The sequence below is a fragment of the Ruegeria sp. BHSC026 genome, from assembly GCF_059613065.1.
Map to the genome: position 1 here is coordinate 112,741 of NZ_JBXWRV010000008.1, position 15,371 is coordinate 128,111.

A 15,371-nucleotide genomic window follows, 5' to 3' on the forward strand; every position below is an offset into this window, starting at 1 on the left:
CAACCGCCGCCGGCCGCGCTTAGACCGGCAAAGCCGTGGTCTTGAACACCGTTCGCAACGCGAACGAACTTTGCATCTGCGCCACGCCCGGCAACCGAGACAGATACTGGCGGTGGATGCGCGCGAAATCCTCGGTGTTTTCGGCCACGACCTTCAGCACATAGTCAGCGGTTCCTGCCATCAGGTGGCACTCCAGCACGTCGGGGATGCGCCGCACCGCCTTCTCGAAAGCCTCCAGAACCTCTTCCGCCTGACCCTGCAGGGTGATTTCGACGAACACAGTTGTCGGAACGCCCAGCTTGCGCGCGTCCAGCAGGGCGACATAGTCGCGGATATAGCCGTCGGCCTCCAGCCGCTGCACCCGGCGGTGACAGGCCGAGGGCGACAGGTTGACCTGTTCGGACAGTTCCGCATTCGACATCCGCCCCTTGCGCTGCAGCGCGGCCAGAATCTTTCGGTCAGTCGCATCCAGGCTCATTGACGCACTTTCTTTGCAAGTTTTTCTAAGTCTATCGAATATTGTCCCGCATTTTAGTTCGAATGCGCATCGAGTTTCACAAAAATTGCACCACAAACTGCACATAATTTGTGCAGTTTGTGAACGGAGAGCCCAATGAAAATCGGTTGCCCAAAAGAAATCAAACCGCAGGAGTTCCGCGTCGGCATCACCCCGAACGCCGCGCAAGAGGCCGTCGCGCGCGGGCATGAGGTCATCATCGAACGCGGCGCCGGCCTGGGGTCGGGGTTTGACGACGATGCCTATGTCGCCGCCGGTGCCCGCATCGTGGACACTGCCGCCGAGGTCTTCGCCACCGCCGAGATGATCGTCAAGGTCAAGGAACCCCAGGCGGTCGAACGCAAGATGCTGCGCGAAGGCCAGGTGCTGTTCACCTATCTGCACCTCGCCCCCGACCCCGAACAGACCAAGGATCTGCTGGCGTCGGGCTGCACCGCGATCGCCTATGAAACCGTGACCGATGCCAATGGCGGGCTGCCTCTCCTGGCGCCGATGTCCGAAGTCGCCGGACGCCTGGCCCCGCAGGTCGGCGCGTGGACGCTGCAAAAGGCTAATGGCGGGCGCGGCGTGTTGATGGGCGGCGTGCCAGGCGTGGGGCCGGCCAAGGTCGTGGTGATCGGCGGCGGGGTGGTCGGCACCCACGCGGCCCGCATCGCTGCCGGGATGGGCGCGGATGTCACGGTTCTGGACCGCTCGCTGCCGCGGCTGCGGTATCTGGACGATGTGTTCCGCGGCCAGTTCAAGAACCAGTACTCGACCGCCGGCGCCACGGCCGAGCTGATCCGCGATGCCGACATGGTGATCGGCGCGGTTCTGATTCCGGGCGCGGCCGCGCCGAAACTTATCAGCCGCGCTCAGCTGTCGACCATGAAGCCCGGCGCGGTTCTTGTGGACGTGGCCATCGACCAGGGCGGGTGTTTCGAAACATCGAAACCCACCACCCATGCCGACCCGATTTACGAGGTCGACGGCATCATGCACTACTGCGTGGCCAACATGCCGGGCGCGGTCGCCCGCACCTCGACCATCGCCCTGGGCAACGCAACCATGCCCTTCATGCTGGCGCTGGCCGACAAAGGCTGGCGGCAGGCCTGCCAAGACGACCCGCACCTGCTGGCCGGGCTGAACGTCCATGCCGGGCAGTTGACCTACTACGCCGTCGGCAAGGCGCTGGGGATCGACGTGGTTTCCCCGTCGGTTGTAATCAAGGGCTGATCCTGCCTCGGCCAGAAACAACGGCGCCGCGCGAAACGCGCGGCGCCACGCCCAACCGAAACAGGGCATTTCCAATGCCCGACTGACGGGCGGGAGCGCTCAGCCCTCTTTGTGGATCTCCACCGAATGCGGATAGGGGATCGAGATGCCCTTGGCATCAAACGCCTCTTTCACCGCCTTGGTCAGATCGAACTTGACGTCCCAATAGTCGGCGGCGGCACACCACAGGCGCGCGGTCAGATCGACCGAGCTGTCGCCCAGGTTGGTCACCCGCACCCAGGGCTCGGGGTCGGCATGAACGCGGCCATCCGCCTTTGCGACATCCAGAATGATCTTCATCGCCTCGTCGGCGCTGTCGCCATAGTCGATCCCGAACACCAGGTCGACGCGCCGCGTGTCATGGGCCGAGTAGTTGGTGATGATCGACCCCCAGGCCTGACCGTTCGGCACGATGATCTGAACGTTGTCCGGCGTCACCAGTTCGGTGGTGAACAGGTTCAGGTCTTTCACCGTTCCCGCCGTCCCGCCGATATCGACAAACTGACCCAGCTTGTAAGGCCGGAACACGACCAGCATCACACCGGCGGCAAGATCGCTGAGCGTACCTTGCAGCGCAAGACCGATCGCCAGCGAGGCGGCGCCCAGAATGGCCACGATGCTGGTTGCCTGAATGCCGAAGATGCCAAGGACGGCGACCAGGACAATGGCCAAGATCACCCATTTGACCGTACTGGCGGCGAAATTCCCAAGGGTCGGGTCTATCTGCGGGGTCCGGTTGATACGATTTCGGACAACGCCCGAAATCGACCCCGCAGCGATCCACCCTAAAACCAGAACGATCAGCGCCTTGCCCGCGCTGATCACCAACGGCCACGCCTGGCCCGCCATATCCATTGCTTGATCCATCTGTCCCCTCCCGTCTGTTTCGGAACGGCAACCCCGAACGGGTTGCCGAAAGCGCACTTATGTTTTCAAAGCGTCGCGGATCTCCATGAGAATATCCAACTCGCTGGGTCCTGCCGGCGCCTCTTCCGCTGACTCTTCTTGTTTCGCAGCGGCATCCTTCACCCGGTTCACCATCTTGACCAGAAGGAAGACCACCCAGGCGATGATCAAAAAGTTGATGACCGCCATGATGAACGCCCCATAGGCAAAAATCGAAGCGCCGGTTTCCCTCGCAGCCTCGAGGCTGGCACCTTCCGGAACATCGCCGGCCAGAACGGCATAGTTGTTGGTAAAGTCGACGCCTCCCGTGAACAGCCCGATGAGCGGGTTGATCAGATCGCCGACCAGCGAAGTGACGATTGCGGTAAAAGCTGCCCCGATGATGATACCGACAGCCATATCCATGACATTGCCCTTGGCAACAAATGATTTGAATTCCTCGAGCATTTCGTCCCCGTGCGTTTCAATTCGCGCATATACGCATCATTCGATATCTCTTTTCCACGAACCTTGTGCAGTATTTCATGGGAAACAGCACAAACTTTTCCCCAAAATGCATCTTTTGGGCATCGTTCAAGCCTGGGGCGCACGGCCGAATTGCAGAACCAAAATCCTCCGGGCCGAGATGCAGCCCGGCCTGCCGACTGTCGCCGCGGCCAGCCTGTAAACATACCGAACACGTGTCGGGCTGCAGCCTCTGTTCCGGTCAACCGGGCAGCTTCCCGGTCAGAACATATCGCAGGATCTCGACCACCTGGCGCGGCTCTTCGGCCACCGCTAACGCGGCAGCATCGACCTCTTTCAGCGCATGCTGATGTTCGGGGCCGTGCAGCACGATGATCGACTTGCCCAAGGCGGCAGCATAGCCCGCATCAAAAGCCGCGTTCCACTGTTTGTACTTGTCCCCGAACCGCACCACGACGACATCGGCATCGGCGATCCCCTTGCGGGTTCGGATCGCGTTGACCATCGCGCCTTTGTGGTCGTGCCAGTACTTGTTCGGCTCGGCCCCCAGAATGGCGACTCCGCAATCGTCGCTGGCCGCATGATCGGTCACTGGGCTGTTGAACGTGACGTCCAGCCCTTGCGCGCCTTCGATGATCTGTTCGCGCCAATCCGTGTGGATCTCGCCCGACAGGTAGACATTCAATCCCATTGCAGCCTCCTCATTTTGCTTCTGGCCCTGTTTACTGCCCAATCCCGCAAAGCCCAACGCGGAAGTTGCCTGCCGATGCGGCGCTGGTTTCACAGCTTGCGGGCCACCAGATAGCGCGAGGGCGGTTTCGCCGGGAAATTCCCGCTTTCGATGATCTCGAACCCGGCCCTTTCAATGGTCGTTTCCAGCGTCTTGATGTCGAACTGGCTGACGAATGGCGCCTTGCCCAAAAGCTGCATGACCGGCAGCAGCAGCTTCAGCAAGCCGAACTTGAACCCCAAACCACCTTGGGCAAGACACGGCGTTTTTGAAATGAACAGGCCGCCGGGTTTCAACACCTCATGGACCCCGGCCAGCGTCGCGTCGAGATCCCGGATCAGGTGTAGCAGATTGAACGCCATTACCACATCAAAAGTCCCATTCGGGGGGCGGTTCGCGTCTGCCTCGACAAAGACGACGTTTTCGATCTGCTCCTCTTGGGCCAGCCTCTGCCCCACGGCCAACATGCCTGGAGAGACATCGCTCGCCGTGATCGTAGCCGCATGGCGGGACAGCCGAAGCGCGGTGCGCCCCGTTCCGCAGCCCAGTTCCAGCACCTGATCGGTCGGCTTCAAATAGGACACCGTGCGTTGCAACGTGTGCTCGTAGGACTCCATGTCCCGGATCGGGGATTTCGCGTATTTCTCGGCGATACCATCCCAGAATTTGGCTGTGGCGGTCATTTCGGCTCTCCTTTGAGCGCAAGGTAGTGATACGCGTTTCAAAGGTGAATTGCCGAAATTCGCAGAATCTTTATACATTCATGCATGGATGATCCGCGCAAATTCGACTGGAACCATATCCGCGCCTTTCTGGCCACGGCCGAGACCGGCTCGCTTTCGGCGGCGGCACGACGATTGGACCAGACACAACCGACCCTCAGCCGCCAGATTGTCGCGCTTGAATCCGACCTGGGCGTGATGCTGTTCGAGCGGGTCGGCCGGTCACTTCAAATCACCACCGCCGGGATCGAGCTGTTGGAGCACACACGGACCATGGGCGCAGCTGCAGATCGCATTGCGCTGGCGGCGTCCGGTCAGGCGCAGTCGATCGAGGGGCAGGTGCGGATCACCGCAAGCGACGTGATGTCGGCCTATATCTTGCCGGATCTGCTGCGCAAGATCCGCGCGCAGGCTCCGAAACTGCGGATCGACGTGATCGCCGCGAACGACATCCGCGATCTGATGCGGCGCGAGGCGGATATCGCCATCCGCCATGTCCGCCCCGACCAGCCAGACCTGATCGCAAAACTGGTGCAAGAGGCTGACGGGCATTTCTATGCCGCCTCCGCCTACCTGAACCGCGCTGGACGTCCCAAATCACTGTCAGACTTGTCCCGGCACGAGTTCATCAGTTTCGGCGACACAGCCCAGATGATCGCCTATTTCGAACCGATCGGCCTGCACCTCACGGAAGAAAACTTCCGGCTGGGGTCGCAGAACGGCATCGTCGCGTGGGAGTTTGCCCGGCAGGGCTTTGGCATCGCGCCCATGTCCGAGCCGGTGGGCAATGCCACGCCGGGTATGGAGCGTGTGCTTCCCGACATGGAGCCGCTGCGGTTCCCGATCTGGCTGACCACCCATCGCGAACTGCATACCAGCCGCCGCATCCGGCTGGTCTTTGACCTGCTGGCGGAGTTCTTCGCAAAATGAAACACGCGCGCCACGGGCGCGCGTGTCACTTCGGGTTCACGCCACCTCAGCCGCGCAGAACGCCGCCGGTGGCCTTGGTGACCTTGGCGATGATCTTTTCCGCCACCGTCTCGATGTCTTTTTCCTTCAGAGTCTTTTCCGTCGGCTGCAGACGAACGGTGATGGCCAGAGATTTCTTGCCCTCACCCAAGCTGCCGCCGATGAACTCATCGAACACGCGCACCTCTTCTATCAGCGCCTTGTCGGCTCCGGCAGCGGCATTCACAAGCGTCAGCGCCTCGACATCGGCATCGACGACAAAGGCAAAGTCACGCTCGACCGCCTGCAGGTCGCGCAGTTCCAGCGCCGAGCGGGTGGTGCCGGATTTGCGCGGCAGCGGCACCTCGTCCGGCCAGATGGTGAAGGCCACGGCCGGACCCTTGATATCCAACTGCTGCAGCACGCGTGGATGAAGTTCCCCGAACACGCCCAGCACCTTTTTGGGGCCCAGGCAGATCTTGCCGTGACGGCCCGGATGCCACCAGGCATCGCCATCGCGCAGGATCTGCACCTTGGCCGGGGCACCGATGGCGGCCAGCACAGCCTCGGCATCGGCCTTGGCGTCGAACACGTCGACCGCGCGGGTGGTGCCATGCACATCCTTGGGTCCGGTCCGTCCGACCAGAAGGCCCGCGATCTGGGTGCGTTCCTCGCCGGGTTCACCGCCGAAAAAGACGGGGCCGACCTCGAACAAGGCCAAATCGGCAAAGCCGCGCGCCTGGTTGCGGGCCGCAGCCTGCAGCAGGCCGGGCAGCAGGTCCGGGCGCATGTGGCTCATTTCGGACGAGATCGGGTTTTCCAGCATTGTCGCGTCATCGCCGCCGTCGAACAGCGCGGCCGAGGCCCTATCGATGAAGGTATAGCTGACGCATTCATTGTACCCCAGCGCCGCGCAGGTGCGCCGCGCCATCGACTGACGCCGCTGGGCCGGAGTCATGACCGGCTTGGGAATACCGTCCGTGACGCGCGGCAGCGGCTTGCCCTGCAGCTTGGTCAGCGAAGCGATGCGGGCAACCTCCTCGACCAGATCGGCCTCGCCTTGGATGTCGGGGCGCCAACTGGGCACATGGGCCATATCGCCTTCCAGCCGGAAGCCCAGCCGGGTCAGGGTCTGGCGCTGCTCGCTTTCGGGGATGTCCATGCCCACCAGCGACTGCACCCGCGCCGCATCCAGCCGATAGGCGCGCGAATGGTCCGGCGCCTTGCCGGCTTCGACCACCTTCGAAACCTCGCCGCCGCAGATATCCAGGATCATCTGGGTCGCGTGCTCCAACCCTTCCAGCGTGTATGCCGGATCGACCCCGCGTTCGAACCGGTACCGCGCGTCCGAGTTGATCTTGAGCGCGCGCCCCGCCAGCGCGATCTGGACATGATCCCAGAAGGCGCTTTCCAGGAACACGTTCACCGTGTCTTCGGTACAGCCGGTCTCTTGCCCGCCCATGATGCCAGCGATGGATTCCGGGCCGTTGTCGTCGGAAATCACCATCATGCCGGGCTGCAGCGTGTATTCCTTTTCGTCCAGCGCCACCAGTTTCTCACCGCCCTTGGCGCGGTGCACCCGCAGGTTGCCCTTGACCTTGTCGGCGTCAAAGACGTGCAGCGGGCGGTTGCTGTCGAAGGTCATGTAGTTGGTGATGTCCACCAAGGCCGAGATCGGACGCAGGCCGATCGCCTTCAGCTGATCCTGCAGCCATTGCGGGCTGGGGCCGTTCTTGACGCCGCGGATCAGGCGGCCGGCGAAATGCGGGCAGCCATCCAGCGTGTCGTCGTCGATCGTCACCTTGATCGGGCTTTCGAAATCCCCCGGCACCGGGGCATAGTCGCGCTGCTTCAACTTGCCCAGACCCCGCGCCGCCAGATCGCGCGCGATGCCCGCAACGCCCAGCGCATCGGGGCGGTTGGGGGTGATGGCGATCTCGATCACCGGGTCGATCTTGGCGGGGTCGTTCTCGGCCAGCCAGTCGACGAACCGCTGGCCCACCTCGCCCGAGGGCAGCTCGATGATGCCGTCGTGCTCGTCCGACAGTTCCAGCTCGCGCTCGGACGCCATCATGCCAAAGCTTTCGACGCCGCGGATCTTGCCGACGCTGATGGTGGTGTCGAGGCCGGGGATGTAGGTGCCTGGCTTGCAGACCACGACGGTGATGCCCTCGCGCGCGTTGGGCGCACCGCAGATGATCTGCAACTCGCCCTCGTCGGTGTCCACCTTGCAGACGCGCAGCTTGTCGGCATCGGGGTGTTTCTCGGCATGTTTCACATAGCCCAGGGTAAAATCCTTGAGCTTGTCGGCCGGGTTGATGACCTCTTCGACCTCGAGCCCGAGATCGGTCAGCGCCTCGGCGATTTCGTCAACCGAGGCGTCGGTGTCCAGGTGGTCTTTCAGCCAGGAGAGGGTGAATTTCATGTTTCCAGTCCCGTTTCTGTTGGGAAATGCGCGCGCATGATGCCTTCCGAGAATGAAGCATCTTCACCGGTCAAGTCGGCCCGCATTTTGCAGAGCATTTTCCTTCGGGCGATTACGCAGTCTTCTCGAGCCTGTCTTCGCTCCTTGCGCCAAGTATCTGCATCATTTTGCTTCAGCTTCGATTTTTGAAAGGTTGCCTTCCGATATTTTTGCACAGCATTGATATAGTCGCGTGCCGCAACGGCAGACTCTTTGGAGGAAAAGCACAGAAACTCGGAAGCAACCTGATGCAAGTGCATTTGCTCTCGAGAAGCCTCTTCATCGTCTTGTCTTATTATGGCTGTGAAGAGCCGATTCATTACTCCAAGAAACTCTCTGTACGAAGTTCGTTGCTCTCGCCGCAACTCGAACTCATGATCCCTTTGCCTTTGCCAAGGATACGCAAAAAACGCCACCACCAGCGCAGTGATACTTGCTGAAGCAGCCGCAGCCAGTGTTAATAGTCCCTGTAAAACCTTAGCATCAAGCGAGCTTAGCCAAGAAATCACCGACTAAGCCCCCCATGCAGCGTCGGCATATCCAGCGCCGCGAACCCGTAGTGGCGCAGCCAGCGCAGGTCACTGTCAAAGAACGCCCGCAGATCCGGGATGCCGTATTTCAGCATCGCCAGACGGTCGATGCCGATGCCGAAGGCAAAGCCCTGATAGACCTCGGGGTCGATCCCGCCGGCGGCGATCACTTTGGGGTGGACCATGCCGCTGCCCAAAATCTCCATCCAGTCGTCGCCCTCGCCGATCTTCAGCTGGCCGCCCTCCCAGGAACAGCGGATATCGACCTCGGCCGAGGGTTCGGTGAACGGGAAATGCGAGGCGCGGAAGCGCAGTTCGACATCGTCGACCTCGAAGAACGCCTTGACGAATTCCTCCAGAACCCATTTCAGGTTCGCCATCGAGATATCCTTGTCGATGGCCAGGCCTTCGACCTGGTGGAACATCGGCGTGTGGGTCTGGTCATAGTCGGCGCGATAGACGCCGCCCGGGCAGATCACGCGGATCGGCGCGCCCTGCTTCTCCATCGAGCGGATTTGCACCGGCGAGGTATGGGTGCGCAGCACATGCGGCGGGCGATTGTCGCCCGGCGCGCGGTGCATGTAGAACGTGTCCATCTCGGCCCGCGCGGGGTGGTGGCCGGGGATGTTCAGCGCGTCGAAATTGTACCAGTCGGTTTCGATCCGGGGGCCTTCGGCGACGGAAAAGCCAAGCTCGGCAAAGATCGCGGTCAGCTCCTCGGTGGCCTGGCTGACCGGGTGGATCGAGCCCTGGCGGCGCGGGCGCGCGGGCAACGTCACGTCCAGCCACTCGGTCCGCAGACGTTCATCCAGCGCGGCATCGGCCAATGCGGCCTTCTTGGCGGCCAGCGCCGCGTTGATCTCGTCCTTCAGCGCGTTCAGCGCGGGGCCGGCGACCTGGCGTTCCTCGGGCGTCATCTTGCCCAGTTCGCGCATCTTCAGCGCCACTTCGCCCTTTTTGCCCACCGCGGCCACGCGGATCGCTTCCAGCGTGCTTTCGTCGCCTGCGTCAGCGATCTGACCCAGGTATTTTGCCTTAAGATCGTCCATGACGGTCCCCTGAATTCTGTTGCTGTCCTGCTATCACAGCAGCGCGCGAAAGCAAGAGGGCCGGGCCGCGCGATCAGGTCGCGCGCAGAACCGCTGCCTGTCGATCACACCGGACCGGGCGGATCGTGGGGCCATAGCCCTGCGGATGGGTCCGAAGTTCGGGGAACAGCGCAAACAGTTCGCTTGCGGCCTCCTGTTCCAGCCCCAAGAGCGCCTCCTGCCCCGGAAAGAAGCTCTCGGACACAAGGCCCGAAGTGGTCACCAGCTGGTGCCGGTCGAAGAACAGGTGGACATAGCGGACGATGTCGCAGGACTGCACGGTGACGGTATCGCCGTTGACCAGCGATTTGGCGGGGACCAGAACCTCATCCTCGCCGAACAGAAGCTGGGCTTGCCAGCCGCCGACCAGAATGCGGTGCTGGGGCGAGACCAGAATGTCTGTCTTGGCGCCCAGAACACCCGCGCGGATGCGCACCGGCGCGAACCGGCCCACGCCGCGCACCGTGCGGCCACCGATCCAACGCACCCGGCAGGGGCCGTCATCGACGGTCAGGACCGTGTCGCCGGGCTGCAGCGTCTCGATCCGGCGGGGCCCCTCGGGGGTATCCACCAAGGTTCCTGCCGTGAAACAGGCGGCCCCGGTATCCCCGGGCGATAAGGGGCCATATGTCAGCGTGTCAGGATCGGGCTGGTTGAACTGCAGGGTCGTCGTGGTCTGGTTCGGCCCGACCAGCACCGGCAGGTTGACCGAGGTTTCCCCGGCCGCCAGCCCATCGACCGCGACGATGTTCTGCGTGCCGCCACCGATGTCGTAGAAATCGATCACCTCACCCGTGGCGGTGTTGGTCAGCGCATAGGCTTCGTAATTGTTGGGGCCGCCGCCATTCGGGTCGGTCAAGAGGATCGGGAAATCATCGGCCGAGATGACATAGACGATCTCGTTGTTGTCCGGGTCCACGGTGACTTGAATGGCCGGATCGTCCAGCGGAATTTCGATCCCGACCTGCCCGTTGGCCTGATAGAAGGACACGGTGAAATCCGCCGGGTCTTCGTCCGGGCGAAGTGACACCTCCAGGAACTCGGACACGCCCGAACTCGCGGCATAGGCATTGGAATAGTGCAGCTCACTGATACGCGCCATGTCAGTACCACGCTCGGAAAACCTGACCCGAATATATCGCGCAAACGCCGCCGCCGAACAAGGCGCGATGCGGGAAAGTGGCTAACAGGCCCCTAATTGCAACAGGTCGCGGTCAGTAGCTGTATTCGGGGTAGATCCGCGTCAGATCGCCCTGCCAGTCGCCGTGGTAATGCTCGAGCAGTTCGTCGGCCGGTACTTTGCCGGACTGGATGCTTTCCTTCAGCGCGTTCAGGAAATGCGTCTCGTCCGGGACAAGCCCACCCGCACCCGGCCGCGCCCGCGCCTTCAGGCCGGACTCGGCAATGGCCAACACCTCGCGCGCCAGATCGTGCATGTTGATGCCGCCGACCTGCGCCTGCAGCCCGTCCCGGGCCGCGGCCACGCGCAGCCCCTCGCGGGTTTCGGCGTCCCAGCCCTTGACCAGATCCCATGCGGCATCCAGCGCGGACTGGTCATAGGTCAGCCCCACCCAGAAGGCGGGCAGCGCGCACAGGCGGCGCCACGGGCCGCCGTCAGCCCCGCGCATTTCCATGAATTTCTTGATCCGCGCCTCGGGGAAGGCGGTGGTCAGGTGGTCGGCCCAATCCGAAAGCGTCGGCGTCTCACCCGGCAGCGCGGGCAGCTTGCCCTGCAGGAAATCGCGGAACGACAGGCCCAGCGCGTCGATATACTTGCCGTCGCGATAGACGAAATACATCGGCACATCCAAGGCATATTCCACGTAGCGCTCGAACCCGAAGCCGTCCTCGAACACGAAGGGCAACATGCCGGTGCGCGCGTCATCCAAATGCCGCCAGATATAGCTGCGCCAGCTTTTGTGGCCATTGGGCTTGCCCTCGAAGAAGGGCGAGTTGGCAAACAGCGCGGTCGCCACCGGCTGCAGAGCCAACGCCACGCGCAGCTTCTGCACCATGTCCGCCTCGGAGCCGAAATCGATGTTGACCTGAACCGTGCAGGTCCGGCGCATCATGGCGCGGCCCATGTCGCCGACCTTTTCCATGTAGTCGTTCATCAGGACATACCGGCCCTTGGGCATCAGCGGCATGTCCTCGTGCTTCCAGATCGGTGCGGCGCCCAGCCCGATGAAGCCCACGCCGATCTTGTCGGCGATGTCCTTCACGTCACGCAGATGCGCGTTCACCTCGTCGCAGGTCTCGTGGATGGTCTCAAGTGGCGCGCCCGACAGTTCCAGCTGCCCGCCCGGTTCCAGCGAGACATTGGCACCATCCTTTTCCAGCCCGATCAGCTTGCCCGCCTCTTCCACCGGGGTCCAGCCATGCCCGTCGCGCAGCCCCTCCAGCACCGCCAGGATCGAGCGTTCGCCTTCATAGGGCAGCGGCTTCAACGTGTCCTTGCAATAGCCGAATTTCTCGTGCTCGGTCCCGATGCGCCATTCGCTTTTGGGTTTGCAGCCATCGGCTAGGTATTCGGCCAGTTGTTCGTGGCGTTCGATCGGCCCGCCGCCGGACTGAGGGATGGACATGAACCGTGCTCCGATCCTGATGTGTCGAGTCGTGGGGGTCAGTGGTGGTCGCAATCTCCCCCGGTGTCAATGCATCCTCAGTTCAATCGGATGTGTGCCGGACGCGAGGGGTGGCGTTCCCAGATCACCACCGGATGCGACGCCCCGGCCCTCAGTTCCGACAGCATCCGCTCGGTCCGCAGCCCCGGCAGGGCCGAGAACACGTCGAACAGCGCCTCGGCCCCCTCGGCATTCACGGGAATGTGAAGCGGCGGCTGGCCGGGCTGCTGCAGCACCCAATGCGCGGGGCTGGCGGTGGGGTCCAGCGTCAGGCTCTCGATTTCGCGGGTGGCGACGATGCCGCCGTCCAACGGCCCCAGATAGGCAATCTGCCCTTCATCCACAGACACCACACCAGGCCCGCCCGCGCCCAGCCGGAACCGCGCGCGCTGTATGCCGATCACGGCCAGCGCGACCGAGACCACCACAAGCACCCAGCCCAACCAGCCCAGCAACCCGCCCGGACCGCCGATCCAGCTGAGGCCAAGGATCAGAACGAACCCGGCGGCCAGCACCTCGCGCCAGCGCCACAGGGCCAGTTTGGCTTCGGGTCGGATGAAACTCATGACGCGGCCTCCATCTGATCGCTGAACAGGACCAGTGAAAAGGTCCCGGCAGGGGCAAACCCAATCGCAACATAAGCACGCGCGGCGGCTTTTGAAGCCAAAAACAACACGGCCCTTCGGACGTCAGCGGGTTCGCGTAGCCGCGCCGGGCGCCACATCAGGACCAATCCCCCAGCGACTGCTGCCAAAGGGTCATCGCGGCCACCGCCGCCGTATCGGCCCGCAGGATTCGCGGCCCCAGGCTGACCACATGCGTGAACGGCAGATCCTTCAGCCGCTGGCGCTCGGCATCGGAAAACCCGCCCTCGGGGCCGATCAGGATGGCCCAGGGCCGACCCTTGTCCTGCGCGGCCAGGCGCAGGGCCGACCCGGCCTCGGCCTCGTCGCAGAACATCAGCTGGCGGCCGTCGGGCCAGTTGTCCAAAAGCTTGTCCAGCCGCTGTAGGTCGCAGACCTCGGGCACGAAGGTGCCGCCGCATTGCTCGGCCGCCTCGACCGCGTGGGCCTGCAGACGGTCCTGGCGGATGCGTTCGGAATTGGTGAAGGCGGTCTGGACCGGCATGATCTTCGCGGCCCCCATCTCGGCCGCCTTTTCGACGATGAAATCGGTGCGCGCCTTCTTGATCGGAGCAAACAGCAGCCACAGGTCCGGCGGCAGTTGCAGTGGTCGGGTCTGTTCAAGACAGCGCAGAGTACCGCCGCGTTTGCCCGCCTCGGCCACCTGCGCCAGCCACTCGCCATCGCGGCCGTTGAACAGGGCCACCTGCCCACCCACGGCCAGACGCATCACGCCGAACAGGTAATGGGCCTGCTCGCGCGTCAAAGGAACCGATTGCCCCGCACCCAAAGGGTGATCTACATACAGCCTGATCTTCGCACTCATGAGACCCTACATATGCAAGGCAATGCCCCAACACCAGACGGTCAGGTCGCCGACGCCGTTACCGGCAACTGGGTCGATACCCGCGCCCCGGCCTTTGCCCGCCCCTATCTGCGGCTGTCGCGCGCGGACCGGCCGATTGGGACGTGGCTGCTGCTGATACCGTGCTGGTGGGGCCTGGCGCTGGCGATCCTGCATGACGGTCAGCCGCGGTGGGGCGACCTCTGGATTGCCGCGGGGTGCGCGGCCGGGGCCTTTCTGATGCGTGGCGCGGGCTGCACCTGGAATGACATCACCGACCGCAAGTTCGACGCGCAGGTCGCCCGCACGCGCTCGCGGCCCATCCCCTCGGGTCAGGTCAGCGTGCGGCAGGCCGTGATCTGGATGGGCATCCAGTGCCTTCTGGCGCTGGCAATCCTGCTGACCTTCAACCAGGCGGCCATCGCGATGGGCGTCCTGTCGCTGCTGCCGGTGACGATCTATCCTTATGCCAAGCGCTTCACGTGGTGGCCGCAGGTATTTCTGGGGCTGGCCTTCAACTGGGGCGCCCTGCTGGCCTGGGCGGCGCATCGCGGTACGGTCGAATGGCCCGCGATCCTGCTGTACCTGTCCGGCATCGCCTGGACGCTGTTCTACGACACGATCTATGCCCACCAGGACGCCGAGGATGACGAGCTGATCGGCATCAAGTCCACCGCGCGCCTGTTCGGGACCGACACCGCGAAATGGCTGAAGTATTTCCTTGTGGCGACCGTGGCGCTGATGGGGCTGGCCATCGTCGAGGCCGCCCTGCCCGATGCCAGTTTCCTGGCACTGGTCGTGGCCATCGGCGGGCCGTGGGCGATGGGGTGGCACATGGCGTGGCAACTGCGCGGGCTGGACATCGAAGACAACGCGAAACTGCTGCAACTGTTTCGCGCCAACCGGGATACCGGCCTGATTCCGCTCATCTTCCTTTGCGTCGCATTGCTGCTGTGATTGCACCGCTGTACCGCAGCCTGTAAAACCCGACCTCAATCGCCCGAGAAGATCGAAGCCCGTCCATGCGCCTGCCCTACTTCCTGACATCAGCCGTGGTCTTTGCCCTGTCGGCCGCCCTCTGCCTGCTGGCCGCCAGTTTCGCCGTGACCCGGGTCGAGGAAGACTCGGAATTGGCCGTACGCAGGGCGCTGAGCCTGCAAGGTCACGAATGGGCTGAGGTCGAGGCCGACGGGCTGCGCGTCGTTCTGACCGGCACGGCGCCCGACGAGGCCACCCGCTTTGCCGCACTGACCGCCGCAGGATCCGAGGTGGATACTTCGCGCGTCATCGACGAGATGGACGTGGCGCCCACCGCCGACCTCGCGCCGCCGCGCTTCTCGGCCGAAATCCTGCGCAATGACAGCGGCATTTCGGTGATCGGCCTGATCCCGGCCAGCGTCGACCGAAACGCATTGGTGCAGCGGCTGCAAAGGCTGGACACAAGCGTTTCGGTATCGGACCTGATGGAAACCGCCGACTACCCCAAACCCAAAGGCTGGGATGCCGCCATCGACTATGCCGTACTGGCCCTGTCGAGGCTCCCGCGGGCCAAGATCTCGGCCAGCCCCGAACTGGTCAAGATCACGGCCATTGCCAACAGCCGGAAAGAAAAGGAAACGCTGGAACAGGAACTGACCCGCGCCGCGCCGCCCGGCC

The 15,371-nt window shown here is 63.3% G+C and carries 15 protein-coding genes and 1 pseudogene; 4 read left to right on the forward strand and 12 right to left on the reverse strand.

What is annotated here, in order from left to right; genetic code table 11:
* Window positions 1-19: 19 nt before the first annotated feature.
* Window positions 20-478 (reverse strand): Lrp/AsnC ligand binding domain-containing protein, encoded by a 459-nt coding sequence (locus AC2FME_RS12090; RefSeq protein ID WP_490359842.1) that lies wholly within the window; start codon window positions 476-478, stop codon window positions 20-22.
* Between the two features lie 135 nt (window positions 479-613).
* Here AC2FME_RS12090 and ald point away from each other — a divergent pair, with 135 nt between their 5' ends.
* Window positions 614-1,732: an alanine dehydrogenase gene (ald, locus tag AC2FME_RS12095; RefSeq protein WP_496800550.1), complete on the forward strand. Its 1,119-nt coding sequence runs from the start codon at window positions 614-616 to the stop codon at window positions 1,730-1,732.
* Between the two features lie 99 nt (window positions 1,733-1,831).
* On the opposite strand, the gene AC2FME_RS12100 is transcribed toward ald, so the two are convergent.
* From AC2FME_RS12100 to AC2FME_RS12115, 4 genes are all read right to left on the reverse strand, one after another.
* Complete coding sequence (locus tag AC2FME_RS12100; RefSeq protein WP_496681805.1) at window positions 1,832-2,638, reverse strand: mechanosensitive ion channel family protein; 807 nt, start codon at window positions 2,636-2,638, stop codon at window positions 1,832-1,834.
* Between the two features lie 57 nt (window positions 2,639-2,695).
* Window positions 2,696-3,124 carry a large conductance mechanosensitive channel protein MscL gene (gene mscL, locus AC2FME_RS12105; RefSeq protein ID WP_496681808.1) on the reverse strand — a complete coding sequence of 143 codons (429 nt, stop codon included), beginning with the start codon at window positions 3,122-3,124 and terminating at the stop codon, window positions 2,696-2,698.
* Window positions 3,125-3,383: 259 nt separating this feature from the next.
* On the reverse strand, window positions 3,384-3,833 hold the full coding sequence (locus tag AC2FME_RS12110) for a YtoQ family protein (RefSeq protein WP_005979113.1): 450 nt from the start codon (window positions 3,831-3,833) through the stop codon (window positions 3,384-3,386).
* Window positions 3,834-3,922: 89 nt separating this feature from the next.
* Window positions 3,923-4,555, reverse strand: a complete 633-nt coding sequence (locus AC2FME_RS12115) for a class I SAM-dependent methyltransferase (RefSeq protein WP_170369849.1) — start codon at window positions 4,553-4,555, stop codon at window positions 3,923-3,925.
* A gap of 84 nt (window positions 4,556-4,639) precedes the next feature.
* On the opposite strand from AC2FME_RS12115, the gene AC2FME_RS12120 reads away from it, so the two are divergent.
* A complete protein-coding gene (locus tag AC2FME_RS12120) occupies window positions 4,640-5,524 on the forward strand; it encodes a LysR family transcriptional regulator (protein WP_496800551.1) in 885 nt (294 codons plus the stop codon).
* Between the two features lie 46 nt (window positions 5,525-5,570).
* Here the strand turns inward: AC2FME_RS12120 and pheT are convergent, their stop codons facing one another.
* From pheT to AC2FME_RS12155, 7 genes are all read right to left on the reverse strand, one after another.
* Window positions 5,571-7,967, reverse strand: coding sequence for a phenylalanine--tRNA ligase subunit beta (pheT, locus tag AC2FME_RS12125; RefSeq protein ID WP_496800552.1), 2,397 nt, complete (start codon window positions 7,965-7,967; stop codon window positions 5,571-5,573).
* Window positions 7,964-8,515, reverse strand: a complete 552-nt coding sequence (locus AC2FME_RS12130; protein WP_170589399.1) for a hypothetical protein — start codon at window positions 8,513-8,515, stop codon at window positions 7,964-7,966. Before AC2FME_RS12130 ends, pheT begins: the two co-directional genes overlap by 4 nt.
* A complete protein-coding gene (gene pheS, locus AC2FME_RS12135; protein WP_496800553.1) occupies window positions 8,512-9,585 on the reverse strand; it encodes a phenylalanine--tRNA ligase subunit alpha in 1,074 nt (357 codons plus the stop codon). Before pheS ends, AC2FME_RS12130 begins: the two co-directional genes overlap by 4 nt.
* Before the next feature lie 73 nt (window positions 9,586-9,658).
* Window positions 9,659-10,726 (reverse strand): Hint domain-containing protein, encoded by a 1,068-nt coding sequence (locus tag AC2FME_RS12140; protein WP_496800554.1) that lies wholly within the window; start codon window positions 10,724-10,726, stop codon window positions 9,659-9,661.
* 112 nt (window positions 10,727-10,838) lie between these two features.
* Window positions 10,839-12,209: a glutamate--cysteine ligase gene (locus AC2FME_RS12145; protein WP_496687603.1), complete on the reverse strand. Its 1,371-nt coding sequence runs from the start codon at window positions 12,207-12,209 to the stop codon at window positions 10,839-10,841.
* A 77-nt stretch (window positions 12,210-12,286) separates the two neighbouring features.
* The gene (locus tag AC2FME_RS12150) at window positions 12,287-12,814 is read right to left on the reverse strand and encodes a hypothetical protein (RefSeq protein WP_496681821.1); all 528 of its coding nucleotides are present in this window, start codon (window positions 12,812-12,814) and stop codon (window positions 12,287-12,289) included.
* A 157-nt stretch (window positions 12,815-12,971) separates the two neighbouring features.
* Window positions 12,972-13,697, reverse strand: a complete 726-nt coding sequence (locus AC2FME_RS12155; protein ID WP_496687600.1) for a 16S rRNA (uracil(1498)-N(3))-methyltransferase — start codon at window positions 13,695-13,697, stop codon at window positions 12,972-12,974.
* A gap of 12 nt (window positions 13,698-13,709) precedes the next feature.
* Here AC2FME_RS12155 and ubiA point away from each other — a divergent pair, with 12 nt between their 5' ends.
* Together ubiA and AC2FME_RS12165 are read left to right on the forward strand one after the other, a co-directional pair.
* Window positions 13,710-14,672 (forward strand): 4-hydroxybenzoate octaprenyltransferase, encoded by a 963-nt coding sequence (ubiA, locus tag AC2FME_RS12160; RefSeq protein ID WP_496712245.1) that lies wholly within the window; start codon window positions 13,710-13,712, stop codon window positions 14,670-14,672.
* A gap of 65 nt (window positions 14,673-14,737) precedes the next feature.
* A pseudogene (locus AC2FME_RS12165) lies at window positions 14,738-15,371 on the forward strand (OmpA family protein); the annotation flags it as partial.

Bases quoted from the DNA above. Each gene is read 5' to 3' on its own strand.
- AC2FME_RS12115 (WP_170369849.1), bottom strand. From the start codon at position 4,555: ATGACCGCCACAGCCAAATTCTGGGATGGTATCGCCGAGAAATACGCG.
- mscL (WP_496681808.1), bottom strand. From the start codon at position 3,124: ATGCTCGAGGAATTCAAATCATTTGTTGCCAAGGGCAATGTCATGGAT.
- pheT (WP_496800552.1), bottom strand. From the start codon at position 7,967: ATGAAATTCACCCTCTCCTGGCTGAAAGACCACCTGGACACCGACGCC.
- ubiA (WP_496712245.1), top strand. From the start codon at position 13,710: ATGCAAGGCAATGCCCCAACACCAGACGGTCAGGTCGCCGACGCCGTT.
- AC2FME_RS12120 (WP_496800551.1), top strand. From the start codon at position 4,640: ATGGATGATCCGCGCAAATTCGACTGGAACCATATCCGCGCCTTTCTG.
- AC2FME_RS12150 (WP_496681821.1), bottom strand. From the start codon at position 12,814: ATGAGTTTCATCCGACCCGAAGCCAAACTGGCCCTGTGGCGCTGGCGC.
- AC2FME_RS12155 (WP_496687600.1), bottom strand. From the start codon at position 13,697: ATGAGTGCGAAGATCAGGCTGTATGTAGATCACCCTTTGGGTGCGGGG.
- AC2FME_RS12110 (WP_005979113.1), bottom strand. From the start codon at position 3,833: ATGGGATTGAATGTCTACCTGTCGGGCGAGATCCACACGGATTGGCGC.
- AC2FME_RS12090 (WP_490359842.1), bottom strand. From the start codon at position 478: ATGAGCCTGGATGCGACTGACCGAAAGATTCTGGCCGCGCTGCAGCGC.
- ald (WP_496800550.1), top strand. From the start codon at position 614: ATGAAAATCGGTTGCCCAAAAGAAATCAAACCGCAGGAGTTCCGCGTC.
- AC2FME_RS12145 (WP_496687603.1), bottom strand. From the start codon at position 12,209: ATGTCCATCCCTCAGTCCGGCGGCGGGCCGATCGAACGCCACGAACAA.
- AC2FME_RS12140 (WP_496800554.1), bottom strand. From the start codon at position 10,726: ATGGCGCGTATCAGTGAGCTGCACTATTCCAATGCCTATGCCGCGAGT.
- AC2FME_RS12100 (WP_496681805.1), bottom strand. From the start codon at position 2,638: ATGGATCAAGCAATGGATATGGCGGGCCAGGCGTGGCCGTTGGTGATC.
- pheS (WP_496800553.1), bottom strand. From the start codon at position 9,585: ATGGACGATCTTAAGGCAAAATACCTGGGTCAGATCGCTGACGCAGGC.